The organism is Flavobacterium azizsancarii (genome assembly GCF_027980145.1).
In the GTDB taxonomy this organism is placed as follows: domain Bacteria; phylum Bacteroidota; class Bacteroidia; order Flavobacteriales; family Flavobacteriaceae; genus Flavobacterium; species Flavobacterium azizsancarii.
In genome coordinates this window covers 93,244-110,586 of sequence record NZ_JAMZNK010000005.1, presented here as the reverse complement: position 1 = coordinate 110,586, position 17,343 = coordinate 93,244, and the positions used below count along the sequence as shown (strand labels likewise).

The window sequence follows — 17,343 nt, the reverse complement described above, 5'->3', positions numbered from 1 at the left end:
GTAAAGTCTTCGTTCGACATCATCCAGATTAAAGGCGCAAAGCCTCGATATTTTTGAGCAAAAGCATCTTCTGTTGACCTTGAAAAGTCGAATTCGTCTTTATCTTCTGCGCCATTCGTTCTATATACCCAGTCATATGCTTTTGTAATTCGTGAAGCAAAGTCAAAAAAAAATCTAAAACATTTTCAGCAATGTCATATGGCAGGTCATTGAACTTTTCATGTGTCCCTGAGTAAGGTTCAATCGTGTATAAGTCACCTTTTTCAAATACAATAGGTCGATATAGAATTGACGTTAAACGAACCAAATCACCCGCTTCCAGATACATATCTAGGTCAGCTTTTTCAGCAACTGTGATGTCCTTATCGAAGTTTGGAATTAAGCCATACTTCACCCCTTGGTGGTTGAAATGCCTTACCATTTCAGTTCTTTCGTTAAAGATGTTACTTAGATTAAAGATAATTTCAGCATAATCAACCGATTTCAATTGGTCAATGTGATTAAATGGAATCTTACAGAAAATCTTGATTGCCATCTTTTCTTTATAAACTTCATCCAATTCCGGATTAGTCAAAATTTCACGGTATTCCTGCCAGTCAGCTAGGGTTAAATCTTTCTTTTCAGTTGGTATGGTGTAGGTTATTATCTTCTGCTGAATCACTTTCGTTAATATGTTTCTCTATATATTAAATCTTGGCATTGTCCTTCATTTTATGTGCGAACAATTGAACAACAAATGATACCGGAATAATTCTAGCGATAAAGCGTAATATCCTGCCTGCGTCTGTAGTGGCTGGCGAATCAGCATAAGTAGTGGCGGCAGCTTGAAGTGTGTCTAATATCGGATGTGGAATCTCTTTTCTCATCAATTATATCTTTATATATAAACTTAAAAGAGAAGAAACGGTTTTAAGCTAAAACATCAATCATTAACTTAATCATTATATATATTAATTATTATACTAATATGTGTCCCCCTTTTTTTAAACAGTAAGAAATTCAACACCCAAAGTGGATTTCAAATTCCATAAACAATCCTCACTTTCAAAAAAGATATTTAAAAATTAATATATAGATAAGGAAACAAATCATAGAAATTATGATATAAGTACTAAGAGGTTGCTGGGACTAATTACCCCAGCTTCTGGACCTCTTTAAAAAACCAGATTAAAAATAATCCAGAATACAATGAAAACAATAATCCCAACGGAACTTCTAACCGTTATTACTAACCAAATTAACATTGACACAAGATTTGTCAATATAAGTATAAACCATTTTCAATCACTGGCTAAACAGCTTGTAACACTTTGGTACTTCATTTACACCAATCAGCAAAGCAAAATAACAGATGAAAACGAAGTAACCCTTCATTTTTATACCAATATCCACCGAGACGAATTAAAACATTTTAAAATTAAGATTAACAAAAAAGAGTATTCTTATGCTTCACTTATTGATGTCTTACAGTCTTGTAATGTCATAAAAGTAAATAATAAGTATTCAAATTCGGAAACACCATTTACAAAAGGATATAAAATAAACACTTATTTTCTTTCTAATTCAAATCATACTGAATTTGAAATTGATTTCAAAAAGATATTCCGTAATACAAGAGAAAAGCAGTACTGGCTTGATATTTACCCACAATATAAACACTTAATTGAAGACGTATATCAGTCATCTGTCAATCTTGATGATTACTTATATTGGTTACAAAAAAACATCGGAATTGACCTTAAAAAGACTAAAAGAAAAACTTATACTTTGCCTTGTGGTAAGAAAATTATAAAAACAGAAAAACAGTATTTAACACCTGAAAGAATATATCAGCACTTTCATCAATCCCTTAAATTAAACTTTAAAAACGTTTGGTTTGCAGTATCAAACGAAGGAAGATTCTATAATAGCGTATCAAACATTCCAAGTACAGCAGTTCAGTTTCTTAAAATCTCCGGAGCAGAAACATTTAACGTCGATATTTCGAATTCTCAACCGCTTCTGCTCTCCGTTTTACTATCGGATGAACAAACAGCCTATAAAAATGATGTTCAAAATGGTGTGTTTTACCAAAAAGTGGCTGATTTTATGGGTTGTGAGCGCCCATATTTCAAGGGATTAAGCTATCAATTCGTGTTTTTTAATGATAATGTGCTGAAATCCGGGATGATATTCGATGCATTAGAAGAAATTTATCCGGGATTAATTCACGAAATCAACCAAATTAAGACCAAATCAAAACTTGCTTGTCAATTACAAGCGATGGAAGCTGATATTTTTGTCAATAAAATAGGGAAATTAGATTTCCCAAAGCTATTAAGACACGACCAAGTGATTGTGACTAAAGAAAATTTCGAGATAGTGCAACAGGAATTGGTGCAAGAGTACAAGAAATTGGGTCTAAAAGTGACATTTTGATGTAATACATTATGCTATTCATACGACATTACAAATTGACACATCAGCCTATAACTGGCGCTTCCATTAAATATTACCAAGAACAACAACTTTATGAAGATGGTTTTGTTGGTTATTGTTATTCTTTCATTAAGGAAAGTGAATTAATTAATACAAATTTTCAGGAACTCACCGTTGACAGTTTTGGTTTGTTTCCGATGAATTTATTAAATGAATGCAACATTAAAAAGTTAGAATTATACTGTCATATTGAAATGAATTACGAAAATTTTAAAATCTTAGATAGGATAACTGAAAACGGTGGTGAAATATATTTTGAGTATACAGGATATTCGGAATGGTTCAAGAGTGAAAAGAGGATGGACACTATAACTAAAATTATAAGCTAGCTAACTTTCAAAATAAAAAACAAAATATACAAAAAGTACAGAGGTAAATACGAGAGTGTAATAAAACTATCTTTTATTTACCTTTTTTCACTTGGCATTCCATATTTTTCATTTATTTCAAAAATAGTTATTAACAACATTTTACATCTTCCTAGGCGCTATGAAGCTATACAGACTGCGAAAAGTTTGTATAGTAGTTTAAACAATGTCTTATTAATTGTTCGTAAAGTTGCGTAAAGTTTTAAATAATTAATTTTGAAATTTGTTTTTATATCGAATAAATATCTACATTTGTAACCAAGGAAATACAGATAAAAAATGGAACATACGTAATTCTGGAAATTATCTCAAAACATTTAGTAACAAAGATACAATTGATATGGAAGTAATTGAAAATTTAATAGAGAAAAGAAAAGATGTTTTGAAACAACTTGAAGCCATTGACACTGTTTTAAAACTATATGGCTATGTTGGTACGGATTACAAATTCAATAATACTGAAGCAACAACACAAACTTCTAATGTATTTCCTAGTAAAGGGACTCGAGAAAAACAAGTTCTTTGGATTTTTGAGAACAAAATCAGTCGAGCATGCAAATTAAAAGAACTGCAAACCGTATATAATGAGTTGCGTGGAAAAGATGATATAAATATTGACAATACAGCTAGAAAATTGAAAAAAGATTCAAAGTTGATTTTTGTACAGTATAACAGTAAAAAACTCTTAAGCTTTTGGGGACTTCCAACTTGGCTTGAAGGTGATGATTTTAAGGAGGAACATAAACCTGAAGCAGATGGACTACCTGACCTTGTAACATCGATAGTAATGATTGGCGAAGAAAAGAAATGATGCTAAGGATTTGGCAAATAATAATCTCTAACACGAGAGGGGCAAAACGCAAAAAACCCGAACACTACGAATGTTCGAGTTTTGGTCTACTAATTAAATGTATAACTTTTAAAATTACACACGATGAGAAAAGTAGTTATTGTAAGAACTGTTCCTGTTAGGGTTCAAGTTCAAAGAACTGTTCAAGTCCGTACAACGGTAACAATCAAGCGAGTTAAGTAATAACTCAAAACGAGTTTTCCCACATTAGAGGAAAATCAAAGTAACGGGACTTCTCATTAGAGTTGGTGAATTACCTAACCGTTATCCTAACAAGGGAGTGTTCACAGCACTCCCTTTTTCATTGCAAATATATGAAAGTTGATTAAAAAAACAAGTTTTTATGCATTTTAACTGCTAATAGGCAATTCAACAGGTCTTATATTATATATTAAACTTCCACAAAATCCCAACATTAAAAATCATAAAATGGATAAAGCAGTCATTGAAAGAAATTTTTCAACAAATTTGAACAATAATTACAGTAAAATATCTAAGTATTTAGAACCCAGTTTTGAAATTTTCTGTGAATTTGACCATGTGATATATGAAATTAATAATTGTTTAATTATGCAATTAAATAAAGCGTCTATTACACTAACAAATTATCTATTGGAAAGGCTTTTGAAATTAGCATTAATTTATAATGAAGCCGGAATTGGACCAGTTCAAGACCTTAATGATTTGGATGCTGTTTTTAGAGAACCTAACAGAAAATATGGCTCAATCATGCTGAATGAATCTATAAAGAAATGTAAAGAATTCGAACTTATTACTGATAATGAAGAACTTATTTTAGATAAGAAAGTTAGGGATTTGTTAAGAAACGGATTTGCTCATGCTGATTCTAAAAAGATTCTTAAGAACATACCCGATGAATCAAAAATGTACCAAGGTAGTTTGTCAAATCCAAATGGTGAATTAAAGGAGATAACTTTAAATACTAAAATCAATCCAACCTTTCAGGCAATTCATATGAGAGATTACGCAACTAGTAACGCTCTACCGTATTATGATTTTGTTTTTAACTTAATTGGCCTAATAGAAAAAAGATTAAAGGAAAAATCTAATTAATATAAATGATGACCGAAACAACAGACCTAGCCAAAAATGTAATTGTAAATTACAAAGATGTCACTTCATGGATTTTGCTTGGAATAATTATATTAATTGGAATAATCCGATATTTCCAAAGCGTCAAACTTTCTGAGACAATTGAAACGTTTAAATCAGAACTATCTAAAAAAGAAATCAAATTTACGAGACATACAGAAATGCAAATTGATTGTATAAAGGATTTATATAACCTTGTGGTGAGTTTTGATTTTAGTTACCAAGTGCTAACCAGTCCAAAATATTTAAGACATAATTTATTTAAGAAAAATATAAACTCATTTATTGATAGCCATAGTGAATTAATATTATTTGGACATAGAAATAAAATTCTAATAACAGATGAAATTATCAATCAATACAATTTAGTTTTTGAAAATTATCAGTTGGTGAAAGAGTTATGCGAAGGTGAATTAAGTAATATTTCAGAATTTGAAGAAGCGAATAGCACGAATGACATTCAATATTTGTATACTAATGATGAAGATGAAATTGCTTCAATAAAGATACGAGCAGAAAGATTAAACACAAATAGAGAAGGTGCTAAATTACATATTGAAATTAAAAGACTTCGAACGACTATAGAAAATTACTTTAAAGAATTAGTCGGTTAGTTTACAATATATAAATCACAGATATATATATTTGTATCTAAAAGTATAAATTTGTATAGTTTTTTGATTTACTTTTGTATTAAATAAAAAACCACCAGACCCTCAAAGAAAGTCTAGTGGATAAAGTTTTTACTTTTTCCAGGCTAGGATTAGTTTTCTAACCTGTTTTACTAAGGGAGTCAGCTTTGACAATATCAAAATGCCTCCCATTAAATATAGTATTTCCATAACACCGAAATAGGGAATTGTTATTAATTCCACCTTAAAACCAGAAGCAGCAACTTCTGGTTTTTTTATGGCTTCAAGTGACTTACTCGCTTGCATTACAAATATAATTAAACTAACGTTAAAGCCTATCAACACTTATCAACAGAAACTTTTGTGTTATCTCGAAGTTATTATTTTAAAAAATATTTTTAAAACCTAAATAGCATATACGTATTTTTGCACTTTATATTTTTGTAAAAAATAAGAAAAATCTTCACCACTTTGAAGTTATCAACAACCAAAAACGCTCTTTTCGTTTTGAAAAACGTCGTATTACAATAAAATTTAAATTTTAATGTAATTATATTTATAAGACGCATTTGAATCAACCGCCTTAAATAAAGCCAATAAAAAAGCCAATCAGGTTAGATTGGCTCGATAATATACTTCCTATTAACGTTATTCTTATCATCGTGACTGGTCCAGTTTTATTTCATTTTCAAACATATCGTAGTGAGTCCACGCACTTCTTGCTCGATTATATTTGTCAATTAGAAAAACAATTTCAATAGGGTCATCACATTTTGCCATACTATCAAGCATGTAGCTTGATAGATTAAAATAAGATTCTTTTGAATCGGTTATATGTTTTGCTATGGAAACATTATCATCCTTTGTATTTTGTTTGATAATTTTTTCCATTGTATAGAAATTATATCCTACTGTGTAATCGAATTTTAAATCTTCCATGACAATTGAATTAATGATTTATTATGTTATCTAAAGTTATACTTCTTTTTTTGTATAACTTTCAGTTGAAGATTTTTTTTTGAGTAATAATTCCCCCCGGTTTTATTAAATTTCATTTAGTATTCTATCAATTTGATTTGAAACAACATCCCTATCAATATTATTATTTAATGCAATTTTCAAATAACGAACAATTATTTCAATCGTGACTCTATCCAATCCTTCATGTTTGATTGATTCAATTAATACATCTATGTTTTCTGTAAATTTATCTTCATTCATATTATCTTTCATCTTGTTTAGTTAATAATTTGTGCAATTGTATGTTGGCGCTTAGCTATGGCATAATTAAACATACTTCCAGCTGGCAGAAGGTCATTAAATTCCAACCATGTTTTGGCATTAACATCAAAATCATTTCGTGAATCAATGTATTCGTTAAAATCAAAATACCCATTAATGAAAGTAAGAACTCTTTCTTCGGATTTTGGTGATAGTTCAAATATTGAATCAATTGTAACCAACGTGTCAAAGCAAACAAAACCTCCTAAAACCTCAGGCATTCCCTCTAAGCAAGTAATTGGATTTCCACTACATTCAAAATTATACTGAACGTAATCGGGTGCACCGTCAAGAGAAGTCAAACTTAAATCAGCACAATGTAAATTACCAAACACACTTCTAGGACTGCCTTTTAATGATGTAAAATTGTCACTTCCCGTTAATCGAAAGTCACCATTGACCTCATTAAATTGAACAGGAAGTTCGGTATCTTCAATAGTAAGACACACACTGCCATCCACATCAATTGAAAGGTCATCGTTAATATAATAGCTGGTAATTGCATTCGCTTTACAAAAAGCTTTAATTTCTTTTTTTGTCATATTTCTTTTGAATTAACTTACTCTTTCTATTTTTGAAATATTATTTAATTTATAGTCGAAACCATCTTTGAAATATCCTTTGCGATATCCATTAACCCGTGCATCAAATTTTATAACTTCATTTATTTCTAGCTTTAATTTTTCAATTGTCTTCCCTACAGTAAACCAAATATGGTCAGTTAACTGATTGCCATCGCTATCTTTAATATTACACAAACAAATAGTAGGTTCTGAATATCCGTGGTAGCTTTTCTTTGTTCCAAATCTTCCGACTTTAGCTGTAAAAGTCATTCGAATTGTTTTTAGTTTTTCTAATTCTTTTCTCAATTATCTTATTTTAAAATATCATTGATTATATTCATTCTACGGTTAGCTATAAAATCAAACCATCTATTATGAGATATAATTTTATCACTATGTGCATAGTCATTATATTTTTCAATTGTAAAAATATTTGGGTCATCTACATCTTTCGAAAGCTTTTCAATTTCGTTTATAATATTACTATAAATACGCATATTTGAACCAAAAGAATCCGGAATTTCCATCCAATCAACCACTGTCTTCAAATTTTCAAAGAGATTGAAGTTTGATGACTCCATATTTAATTTTTCATAATTCTCATATACTTTGTCCATAGCAACTTTAAATGCTTCCGTAATGCCAAGGCTTGAATCTTTTAGTGAAAGCAGCAATTTAACTTCAGTTATTAAAAAATCAACTAAATCATTATAATTTTTTTCTGTGAAATTATGTGTAAGTACTGATTCCATTTTATTCTTTCTGAAAGTATTGTCCGTTATCTTCATTACCTCGGCAGCTTTAACGCCAGACATACCTAGTCTTTCAATTATCATTAAAATTCTATCTTTTGGTGTTTCCATATTCAATAAATTAGATTGCAAAGATACTCAAAATATTTTAAATACGCAACTATTTCATTCTTTTAAAGAATCATTTTAATATCAACTACTTAAATAGGTCTGATACTGTTGAAGCATAGAATATACCACCACGGGATGACTTAAAGCCATTATTGTTTAGTTCGATTGCAATATCACGTAATGTTAACTTGGCATTTCTCAAGGATATAGCGAACGCCCTAGCTTTGACCAGGTTCGGATTGTTCTTCTTTTTGTCTTTAATTGCCTGAACACCCATAAGCCTATTTTCATCATTGATATGGTCACGTCCTAAAGACGTGATTCTATTTCCAGCCTTACTCATATGGTAACCATTCCTTTTAATATTATCCTTGATAGTGCTTAATGCAGATTTGGTTCTGTCTTGGATAAGTTTAAGTTCCTGCTCAGCAAATGAAGCAAAGATATGTAAATGAAAAGGAGTTGCATTGGGCAGGTCAATGGCACATAAAGTAATCTTTGATTCCATTAAAGCCGAAACGAAGGCAACGTTTCTTGATAATCGGTCTAATTTTGCAATCAATAATGTTGCTCCTGTTGCCTTGCATTGTTCAATAGCTTTATTCATTTCAATTCGGTTTGACTTTGAGCCGGATTCCTTTTCCGTGTATGTTTGTATGATAATATCATCTGACTGTACAAATCGGTTGATTATAGCCTGTTGTGCTTCAAGACCTAAGTCTTGTCTTTTCGTTGAAGTTCTTATATATGCGATATATGTATTCATAGTGTATCTGTAGTAAAATTATTATAAAAATTAACATTAAAAACTGGTGCAAGTCACCAAAATTTACGTTCTTTACGTTGGTGCTTTAGAATGAAAAAAACATGACGTAAATGAAGGGTGTATTTCTACACCCTTTGTTATTTAATCCTTTGTAGTATCTAGCCTAACGGGGTATATTTTGGTTGTTCCCATGTCCTGTAATACCACTTACCATCTTCAAATAAGTATGCAAAAGCATCGAATCTGAGTGTAGTATTATCCTTATGTATTCTAGGTTGTACATTTGCCATTGATTCACCCCTATCTCGCCAATATGAAAACACAACCGAATCATCATTAGATATTAAGGGGTCTTGCTCTGATAGCCTAGCGCCAATAAACGAAAGGTCGCCCAATTCTAATAATGCTTTGATTCGTTCCGAAGTATTATAATATTCTAACAGGATTGAGCCTGTATATTCTAAGTACCCATCATTGTGGCAATATATATCCTTGTAAATATTCCCATCTTTGTATGCAATAAAACATCTTGTAGCCATTTTTTAAAGTTTAAATTGGGTGGCTTTCGCCACCTGTAATTAATATTATTTCGTTTCAATTAACTTATCGACGGTATATTGCAACATATCGAAATAGATTCCGGTTTTCGGTTCGCCAACTACTTGAAGTTTAGAATCTAAAAGACTGACTATGTATGTGTCATCCCATCCTAAACTTATAAGCAAATAATCCTTGTGTAAAAAACCATTGACTTTTAATAATAATCCTTTGTGCTCAATGTGACCGTAGCTAGCAACTCCCCAACACCAATAAATATTAATAGGTGATTGCAACACTTTATGTGTTTCGTTTACATCAAATTCTCTTTGGAGTAGATGCTCCAAATGTTCAAACATTTTTTCCATAATTTCAATAATTTAAATTGTTTCATTCTTACAAAATAAATGTACGAAATCTCTGGCGAACGATAGTGATTTAGTACAGGTATTTCAATACTAAAAAACGATGTTAAACCTTACTGTAGAAGGTTTTAACTATACTACAGATACTCTAATTTCTTCTTACAAAAATGAAAATATTATTATAAATATAATTCACGAAAAGCTGGCGGGAACGGATATCATTTTGTATCTTAGCAGTAAATAAATGGAATGATTATGAAGAATAAAAAAAGGTCGGCACGAAAGGTTTGCGAGGTTGCAAGAATTTAGGATAATGTAAGAATTCTGAATAAGACATTCATATCGGTCATCGCTGTTTAATTTCATACATCTATCGTATTTCTTATAAACATTACGAGTTGTGTAATAATCTTAAGTATTACTTAAATAGGTTAATTAGCATTTAATAAACCGAGTGTTTACCTGACATTCCACCCCTTAAGTAGTGAGTGCAAGCGTATCTAATCGCATCTAAAAGGTGATTGAAATCATCACGAGCAATATTACCACGGTCCAGCCATACATAATTATTCAATTCAGTCATCAAATTTTTACTTGATGGGTCTACTATCAGTTCGTAATCCTTTAAAATCTTGATTCCCTCAAGTATTGACCCCGCTCCTTTCGTACAGGCACGTATTTTAAGTCCATGACCTTTGATTTCGGCAATCAATCTTGGTTCGGCTGAATCTGCTATGATTAGACGATTCCCACATGTATTTTGATATATTTCAGCCAATTGTGGCGTGGTTAAACCGTTTTGATATAAATGTTCTTTTAGATAAATTTTTCGTTGTCTTCTATTAATGTGAATTCCAACAAGCGTATCAGGGTCACGAGAAAAACCGAAATCACTACCGAAAATTACATCAACATCGTTCGGGAACTCACCCATCGACCAGTTATTGTAAATTGTACCACTTAGCTTGGTTAACCAGCCACCCATTACATCTAAGTTATAAGATGCTGGGTCAGTTAACTTCAAAGTTTCTAGCTGTTTCACAAAGCTTTCAGAAAGATTCTCTTTATTATCCAAATAAGTTGTATGAACATAATTAACATCACCCACTACACCATTGTGTCCAGGATTAACACCTTTCGATTGAAAGAATCTATTATAAACCCAGTGCGCCTTAGTTGTAGGGTTCATCACAAGGAATATTCGATTCTGTCTTAATTTGGAACGAATCGACAAATCAATTTTATTAAAATCCTTTTCGACGCATTCCTCCGCTTCTTCAATAATTAAAGTTGTGGCCCCAGTTAATGATTTTGTATTTGATGTTTGAGTTCCACCTCCCGATTTCAAACCGATAAAACGTATCTTAGAACCTGATTGTTTGTTTTCTATTTCATTCGCCACGACACGGAAATAATCATCCAACCCCATGTCAGTTATCTTTTCTTGCAATTCTGTTATTCCGGAATTCACCAATGATTTAGCAGTTTGCCTGGCAAAAATTATGATATGGTCAGGCTCGAAAGACAACAACACCAATAACACAGCGATACTGTATGATTTTCCAGAACCCCTTCCTCCTGTAATTAGTCCATAACGACAATCACTAGTTAATAGACTTGAATACTTGTGGTTCAGTATTACTTTTGATTTCAATCATCTTCATTATTTTTATCATCATCAACCTCAATCGTTGCGACATCAATAACCTCAGGTTTAGTAAATTGTAGCATCGACTTTATATCAAAAGACGTAATTGTTTGGTCGATGTTTATTGTGCTTGTAGTGGTTGTGCTTGTCGCTGGCTGACCATGCATGTAAGCAAATAAGAGTTTGGCAGCATCATACGCTTTGGGGCCATTAGAACGCATTGTTTCAAGTATCTTCTCTATTACTTCTTCTCGGTAGGGTTTGAGATTTAAAGCCATCTGCGCCTCTTCTTTAGCTGATTTACGACCTGCACCAGCCCTCGCACCGCCGTTAGTAGTTAACGGTACAACTATTTCATCCTGCTTCTTCTTTGGTGGCATTATTATTCATTAATTTTCAGAACACCATTATAATAATTGGTTAGTTCTTTGTAGATTGATAATACATGGTCTAGGGTAACTTTATCATCCAACTCATAAGTATCAGTCGCTTTGATTTGATTACCATAACTTGCAGTGTATCTGAAGTTTACTTCAGTGAACATACTATTATCTTTCACTTCTACTTTATAAAACACTAAAGCATTATCTAATATTAATATTTTAGTATTCAGTAGTTTATATATTAACTTTCTTATCATGTTTTGATTTACAATTGTAAAATAGGATTTTAGCAAAGAGTGCCAAAGGGAATGCTTGCCACAGCGAAACATATACTAAACCTGCAGCAAGATGGACAAGTAGATAACCAATTGACCAGACCAATGATGTTTCCAATAGAAAGGTTACAATCACAATAAGTGTAGTGAATGAGTATACCAAAAAGTTATTACTCGATAACAGGATTTGGTTGTATTTGGTTTTAAGAAAGTTCGTTAAATTCGTCATCTTGGTTATAATTAAATTTGTCATTGTAATTGGCTTCAAGTCTTTCTTTCTCATCGAATGCCTTATCAATTAAGTCTTGGATTTTGATTATGTATGTTCCTTCAGGAAAGTCAAAGTTCAAGTAGTTTTCATGTGGTAATTCTTCCAAATGATAACATTCGAGATAAGAGTAATAAAACTTTAAGCATTCAATGTGGAAGTATTCACCAAATCTGTCTATAGGTGGTGGTGTCATTATTTTTCATCAGGATTTTTTGAGTAGTCAGCTAGATAAATGTTCCATAGCTTATCGAGCATTGATAAGATGACACCGGGACAAGCACAAGCCACTAGCTTTGCTGTTAAGATGTAATTATAAAGTTCAAATAATGTCTGACGGTCGGCACTTCCAATAACAGATGAAGACTTTATTCTTTTAATAAAAATAATATTATCATCAGTCATTTTCTTTGCTTGTTTAATAAAAGGGAACATTTGATTTAATAGTTTCTGACGTTTCTTGCAGTCATCACACTGCTCGATGCCTATAGCTTTTGTAACTATGTGAATGATATCACCTATACCTTCTACTTCTACAAGATTTGATTCTTTAATTATGAAATCATCTTCTTTTATTTCGGGTGCTGTTTCAGGTAATTCAATAAACTGCGATTCCTCTAAAGGTTTGGGCCTGGACTTATCAGTTAAATCATCAAACAATGATTCATCTGTAAAATCGATATCAGATTCAATCTCCGGATTATCAAATTTGATTATTTTCTTTTCTATTTTATTGGACTTTGCCATTTTTTAATTCTTGCTTATTTTTTAGATATAGTTTGGTTTTGACAACTGATTTTTGGATGGTGTTATAGCTTATACCTGATTGCCTGGCAAGTTTTCTCATGCTGATTTTCTTCTCATATACTATGATTTGAAAAAGCTTTTTATCAAACCATTCCAGCTGAGAAGCATCGTTTAAGATTTCATCAGTCAGACATTGGTTAATGCAGTCCTGTACGTAATCATAACCATCTTCATCATCAATCAAATTGAAATTGTCATTGTATGAGATACGCTGGCTGTTCTTTTTAGTATGAGTTCTAAAGCCATTCTTTAATGCGGTGATAACATAGTTTGCATTGATTTCTAAATCTTTATTTACCTTCGCTTTATTATCTGTTAAAGTGATTATGTTGTTGTAAAAACTGTGCAGTATTTCATCCGCTAGTTCTTTATCCAATGTAATATTAAAGGCTAACTGTCGCCACTTTGCATCATCCGTAGCCAAGTCTTCAAGACTTCTGTATAATTTCAATTGTCGTTGTTAGTTGTTTAAACTATATATAAAAAACAACCCCCTCTATAATAAAATAGAAAGGGGTTATTAATAAAAATAAAAATGAATTAGGTAAACATTTCGTTTAGTTCATTTCGCTTTACAAGGAAGAAAATCTTGTAGTGCTTAATGTCTAAATAGAATGATTTATTCTCAGTATTGGAAATATAATCTATTAGGTCTTTTGTTTTGAAACAGATGAAGTGTTTTTTAGAAATTCTGTACATGTTGATTAATATATTTTTATATTATATATATTAAAAATTTATTTCAAGATATTATCCCTAATATATTGAAATAGTATATTTTTATATAAATAGAATTCCAATAGTTTGATAAATCTATTCTATCTATTTGAATAAATATAGCGACCTATTGGATTATCTATTTAAATAGTTTGATACATCTATGAGAATATTTTAATAAATATATTTATTCTATACTATTTGAATAAATATAGTGACCTATTGAATTATCTATGGTATTTATAGTGTATTTTTATTAAAAATTATTGCTTATATATCTTTATGTCTATATATTTGAGAAGTATTTCCATTTTTTTATTGACTTAATCCACTATATCTAGTGAGATATCTATTAAAAATTCTTTAAATGGAATAATTTCATTTATATCTCATTGTTTTATTAAATATAAACATTATATTTGCACCCATGATTATATAATAAAAACGAAACCCGATGTATTTCAGTACATCGGGTCTTTGTCTAACCTTACTTATTTAAAAATAGTAAGATTATTTTAATAAATTCTATTACTCCAGGTATCGCGCCTATAATGGAAATAATAGTTTTGAACATTGTCCATCCGGACTTCGAATCGTTATCCATTCGTGTGAAATTAAATAATGAGGGGCTGGTTCACCGTCGCCCTTTCGGTTTTTGTAAAAACTTTGCGTGTTTTTCATGATTACTATTATTTAATTAAACATTAAAAAAAGAACTTTTTTTATTTAGCCCACTTGTTATTAAACGAGATTGGGCAAATTTTTATTTTGTGCACAAAGATAAGGTAATGATTGCGTCGAAAAAAGTTTTTTAAGAGATTTTTAAGTTAAATTTTAACATATTTCACAATCCTTTGACAGTTAATTAGTTAAGAAGTTGTTTTGTATTTTAATTATAAGTTTATCATAACCTCAGTTCCACAAGCCATTTTACGAAAACTAATAAAAAAAAGAAACCCCAATGTATCTCTACGTTGGGGTTGTTTTTTATTTTACACTAAGTAAGAGTAGAATAAATCCTAAAATAGTGCATACCGAAGCTATGAAGCCAACGAAACGACAAACTATTTCAAATTTAGTTTTCTGTTTCAATTCCATTGTAATAAGAATTAAGTTTATCGAGTAATTTCTCACTCTCAGTTTCTTAAAAACGATGAATGTAATTTGATATACATCCGAAAACTCTTTAAAAGACTCAGTACTAAAATTCAAAGATATGATTGTTAAGATTTACTGACAAGGTTTATTTAATATATTTCCTGTCTACAACATTCATTATCTCTAAAGAATCATCAAAACCGAAATGTTTTTTTATATAATTTTCTGTTGTTGAAATTCTTGAATGTCCAAGCATCTTTGAAATTTCATATATACCTATCTTTTGTTCACGGCAATTGGCAACAAACTTATACCTAAAAGCATGGCTTGATAATGAAAATCCAAAATCATGGTCAATTGAATACTGCCTTAAATTGGTGTTATATAAAGTTCTAGCCCTTGAAAATGCTGCAAACTGTTCGTCATTAAAAGGTTCTGCCGAATCATATTCCCAAAGTTCTTTTGGTACAAATCGGAAGAAAAATGCTTCAGGTCGGTATTCAGAAACATATTCCAAAATACTATCTCGCAACCATTTCAGTTTTTCCTGTTCGTTAAGATAATTACCGATGCGCTCCAATTCGAGCAATGTAAATTTTGACTCACGATGAATGTACTTGTACATTGTCGTTAGTAGCATAATGCTATAAGGTATTTGTTTGTACTTCTTTGTTTTAGGAAGTTGTATATAAATGCATTCTTTAGTGAAATTTCCATGTCTTAATAAAAGCATATCAGAAAACCTTGCTCCCATTCCAAACAATTGACATAACCCGAAACTGATATATTCAAATCTTCTCTTGTTTATTCTATTAGGATGTTCTGTGTTGTACTTGTATTCCAAAAGTTGATTGACATCAGCATCATTCAGAAGTATATGGGTTGCATTCTCATTATTTTTTAATTTTAACTTTGAAATTTTAAAATGAATCTTGTCTATGTTCAGATTATCATCATCATTTGCTACTTGGCAAGCATGGATAATAGTAGCCATGGTAAACCTGGTATAACCTTGACTTAGATTGTGTTTTGTGCGAAGGTTCTTTGTGTATGAAAAAAACCAATTAGAGTTCATTTCAGCAAATTTTAGTCCGTCCGGAAAATCTTTTACTAGTCGATTGTAAACCGTTCTGTAAGTTGTTCTTGTACCACCATGCAACAAGGTATCCATCCATGTTTTGAAGTAAACGATATAATCGTCAGTAGCTGACTTAGGCAAACTGTTTCCTGTGATAATTTCCACAATCTTTTGATTTAAAGATTGATAATCAAATTCTTTTGTGGGATTAAAAGTTGGCAACTCGTCATTTTTAAAATCATCAAAATATTTACGGTTAATTTTAATCTTTGTCGAAACTCGTTTAGAGGATTGTCCCCTTTCTTTAAAATTCACATAAACGTACCCTAAATCGGTGTCACCTTTGTCTTTTTGAAAGATTATATTTTCAGTTACCATATTTTTTGATTAGTTTTATAAGAGCAAAATTATATGTTTTTACTAACTAATTTACTAACAACAACTATAGTTACTAACAAAATATCGTAATTACTAACACCAAATTTTAAACTAAAAATAAACACAACTCATTAATTTACAATGCTTTAATTTTTAATTAACATTGATTGCATAAGTGGTAAATTTGAGTAAAAGCATTTAAAATGATCCAAAAATTATTCAGTTATATCATTCCAATAAAAATATTTAAAAAAAAATCAGAAAGAAGTAAGATTATAGAAATTACGTGGTCAAATGGAGAATTGGTTCTGGATTCTGAGAACACCAATTATTCATACGGAAGTTTGCAGCGTATATTAAGGTACGGACTTAGGAATATTGGTTATGAGGCCATTCTTAAAATGGATCACATTTTATTATTAGGAGTTGCGGGCGGAAGTGTTATCAAAACATTAGTAGACGAAATTGATTATAAAGGAAAAATTACTGGTGTCGAAATTGATCCGGATATGATTCAGATAGCAAATCAGTATTTTAACCTTGATCAAATTAAACAATTGGAAATTATTATTGATGATGCTTTTGAATTTGTTTTAAAGACAAAAAATAAATACGATCTTATTATTATTGATATTTTTGAAGATATCAAAATGCCAAATTTTTTATTTGAAAGTTTTTTTAGCGGACGCATTTGTTCTCTTTTGCAAAATCAGGGTTTCGTTCTTTTTAACACTATGATTCTTGATGAAGCGCACAATGTTCGAAACCGAAAATATATTTCTGAAATAAATTCTGAATTATTTTCTTCAAAAATGCTGCCCAGGATAGAAGTGCATAATGAATTAATAATTATTGAAAAAGTTGCCTAAATTTTA

Annotated in this window: 25 protein-coding genes; 7 read left to right on the top strand and 18 right to left on the bottom strand. The window is 30.8% G+C overall.

Annotated features, from left to right (window positions below; translation table 11 throughout):
• Positions 1-28: 28 nt before the first annotated feature.
• Positions 29-661, bottom strand: coding sequence for a hypothetical protein (locus tag NJT12_RS04945; protein ID WP_271334795.1), 633 nt, complete (start codon positions 659-661; stop codon positions 29-31).
• A gap of 25 nt (positions 662-686) precedes the next feature.
• On the bottom strand, positions 687-866 hold the full coding sequence (locus tag NJT12_RS04940; RefSeq protein ID WP_271334794.1) for a hypothetical protein: 180 nt from the start codon (positions 864-866) through the stop codon (positions 687-689).
• A 322-nt stretch (positions 867-1,188) separates the two neighbouring features.
• On the opposite strand from NJT12_RS04940, the gene NJT12_RS04935 reads away from it, so the two are divergent.
• The 5 genes from NJT12_RS04935 (at position 1,189) to NJT12_RS04915 (ending at position 5,423) form a co-directional block, all read left to right on the top strand.
• A complete protein-coding gene (locus NJT12_RS04935) occupies positions 1,189-2,418 on the top strand; it encodes a hypothetical protein (RefSeq protein WP_271334793.1) in 1,230 nt (409 codons plus the stop codon).
• A gap of 11 nt (positions 2,419-2,429) precedes the next feature.
• Positions 2,430-2,807 carry a hypothetical protein gene (locus NJT12_RS04930; protein ID WP_271334792.1) on the top strand — a complete coding sequence of 126 codons (378 nt, stop codon included), beginning with the start codon at positions 2,430-2,432 and terminating at the stop codon, positions 2,805-2,807.
• Positions 2,808-3,186: 379 nt separating this feature from the next.
• Entirely contained in the window at positions 3,187-3,657 is a 471-nt protein-coding gene (locus NJT12_RS04925; RefSeq protein WP_271334791.1) for a hypothetical protein, read from the top strand.
• A gap of 468 nt (positions 3,658-4,125) precedes the next feature.
• Positions 4,126-4,770 (top strand): hypothetical protein, encoded by a 645-nt coding sequence (locus NJT12_RS04920; protein ID WP_271334790.1) that lies wholly within the window; start codon positions 4,126-4,128, stop codon positions 4,768-4,770.
• 5 nt (positions 4,771-4,775) lie between these two features.
• On the top strand, positions 4,776-5,423 hold the full coding sequence (locus NJT12_RS04915; RefSeq protein ID WP_271334789.1) for a hypothetical protein: 648 nt from the start codon (positions 4,776-4,778) through the stop codon (positions 5,421-5,423).
• 129 nt (positions 5,424-5,552) lie between these two features.
• Here the strand turns inward: NJT12_RS04915 and NJT12_RS04910 are convergent, their stop codons facing one another.
• From NJT12_RS04910 to NJT12_RS04870, 9 genes are all read right to left on the bottom strand, one after another.
• Entirely contained in the window at positions 5,553-5,747 is a 195-nt protein-coding gene (locus NJT12_RS04910) for a hypothetical protein (RefSeq protein WP_271334788.1), read from the bottom strand.
• 351 nt (positions 5,748-6,098) lie between these two features.
• Positions 6,099-6,380: a hypothetical protein gene (locus NJT12_RS04905; RefSeq protein ID WP_271334787.1), complete on the bottom strand. Its 282-nt coding sequence runs from the start codon at positions 6,378-6,380 to the stop codon at positions 6,099-6,101.
• 105 nt (positions 6,381-6,485) lie between these two features.
• Positions 6,486-6,674 (bottom strand): hypothetical protein, encoded by a 189-nt coding sequence (locus NJT12_RS04900; protein WP_271334786.1) that lies wholly within the window; start codon positions 6,672-6,674, stop codon positions 6,486-6,488.
• Positions 6,675-6,679: 5 nt separating this feature from the next.
• Positions 6,680-7,264: a hypothetical protein gene (locus tag NJT12_RS04895; protein ID WP_271334785.1), complete on the bottom strand. Its 585-nt coding sequence runs from the start codon at positions 7,262-7,264 to the stop codon at positions 6,680-6,682.
• A gap of 12 nt (positions 7,265-7,276) precedes the next feature.
• Positions 7,277-7,591, bottom strand: coding sequence for a hypothetical protein (locus tag NJT12_RS04890; RefSeq protein ID WP_271334784.1), 315 nt, complete (start codon positions 7,589-7,591; stop codon positions 7,277-7,279).
• A 5-nt stretch (positions 7,592-7,596) separates the two neighbouring features.
• Positions 7,597-8,148, bottom strand: coding sequence for a hypothetical protein (locus NJT12_RS04885; RefSeq protein ID WP_271334783.1), 552 nt, complete (start codon positions 8,146-8,148; stop codon positions 7,597-7,599).
• An 85-nt stretch (positions 8,149-8,233) separates the two neighbouring features.
• Positions 8,234-8,914 (bottom strand): recombinase family protein, encoded by a 681-nt coding sequence (locus NJT12_RS04880; RefSeq protein WP_271334782.1) that lies wholly within the window; start codon positions 8,912-8,914, stop codon positions 8,234-8,236.
• A gap of 158 nt (positions 8,915-9,072) precedes the next feature.
• The gene (locus NJT12_RS04875) at positions 9,073-9,453 is read right to left on the bottom strand and encodes a hypothetical protein (RefSeq protein ID WP_271334781.1); all 381 of its coding nucleotides are present in this window, start codon (positions 9,451-9,453) and stop codon (positions 9,073-9,075) included.
• A 45-nt stretch (positions 9,454-9,498) separates the two neighbouring features.
• Positions 9,499-9,798 (bottom strand): hypothetical protein, encoded by a 300-nt coding sequence (locus NJT12_RS04870; RefSeq protein WP_271334780.1) that lies wholly within the window; start codon positions 9,796-9,798, stop codon positions 9,499-9,501.
• Positions 9,799-9,919: 121 nt separating this feature from the next.
• Here NJT12_RS04870 and NJT12_RS04865 point away from each other — a divergent pair, with 121 nt between their 5' ends.
• Positions 9,920-10,060, top strand: coding sequence for a hypothetical protein (locus tag NJT12_RS04865; RefSeq protein WP_271334779.1), 141 nt, complete (start codon positions 9,920-9,922; stop codon positions 10,058-10,060).
• A 198-nt stretch (positions 10,061-10,258) separates the two neighbouring features.
• Here NJT12_RS04865 and NJT12_RS04860 read toward each other — a convergent pair whose 3' ends face one another.
• The 7 genes from NJT12_RS04860 to NJT12_RS04830 all read right to left on the bottom strand — a co-directional run bounded on the left by NJT12_RS04860 (position 10,259) and on the right by NJT12_RS04830 (position 16,468).
• A complete protein-coding gene (locus NJT12_RS04860; RefSeq protein WP_271334778.1) occupies positions 10,259-11,470 on the bottom strand; it encodes a PBSX family phage terminase large subunit in 1,212 nt (403 codons plus the stop codon).
• A complete protein-coding gene (locus tag NJT12_RS04855) occupies positions 11,467-11,844 on the bottom strand; it encodes a hypothetical protein (RefSeq protein ID WP_271334777.1) in 378 nt (125 codons plus the stop codon). The genes NJT12_RS04860 and NJT12_RS04855 overlap by 4 nt, the downstream gene beginning before the upstream one ends.
• A gap of 2 nt (positions 11,845-11,846) precedes the next feature.
• The gene (locus NJT12_RS04850; RefSeq protein WP_271334776.1) at positions 11,847-12,008 is read right to left on the bottom strand and encodes a hypothetical protein; all 162 of its coding nucleotides are present in this window, start codon (positions 12,006-12,008) and stop codon (positions 11,847-11,849) included.
• A gap of 317 nt (positions 12,009-12,325) precedes the next feature.
• Positions 12,326-12,499, bottom strand: a complete 174-nt coding sequence (locus NJT12_RS04845; RefSeq protein WP_271334775.1) for a hypothetical protein — start codon at positions 12,497-12,499, stop codon at positions 12,326-12,328.
• A gap of 86 nt (positions 12,500-12,585) precedes the next feature.
• Positions 12,586-13,137, bottom strand: coding sequence for a hypothetical protein (locus NJT12_RS04840; RefSeq protein ID WP_271334774.1), 552 nt, complete (start codon positions 13,135-13,137; stop codon positions 12,586-12,588).
• Entirely contained in the window at positions 13,121-13,648 is a 528-nt protein-coding gene (locus tag NJT12_RS04835) for a helix-turn-helix domain-containing protein (RefSeq protein ID WP_271334773.1), read from the bottom strand. The genes NJT12_RS04840 and NJT12_RS04835 overlap by 17 nt, the downstream gene beginning before the upstream one ends.
• A 1,509-nt stretch (positions 13,649-15,157) precedes the next feature.
• Entirely contained in the window at positions 15,158-16,468 is a 1,311-nt protein-coding gene (locus NJT12_RS04830) for a site-specific integrase (RefSeq protein WP_271334772.1), read from the bottom strand.
• Positions 16,469-16,671: 203 nt separating this feature from the next.
• Here NJT12_RS04830 and NJT12_RS04825 point away from each other — a divergent pair, with 203 nt between their 5' ends.
• A complete protein-coding gene (locus NJT12_RS04825) occupies positions 16,672-17,337 on the top strand; it encodes a spermidine synthase (RefSeq protein ID WP_271334771.1) in 666 nt (221 codons plus the stop codon).
• Positions 17,338-17,343: the final 6 nt, after the last annotated feature.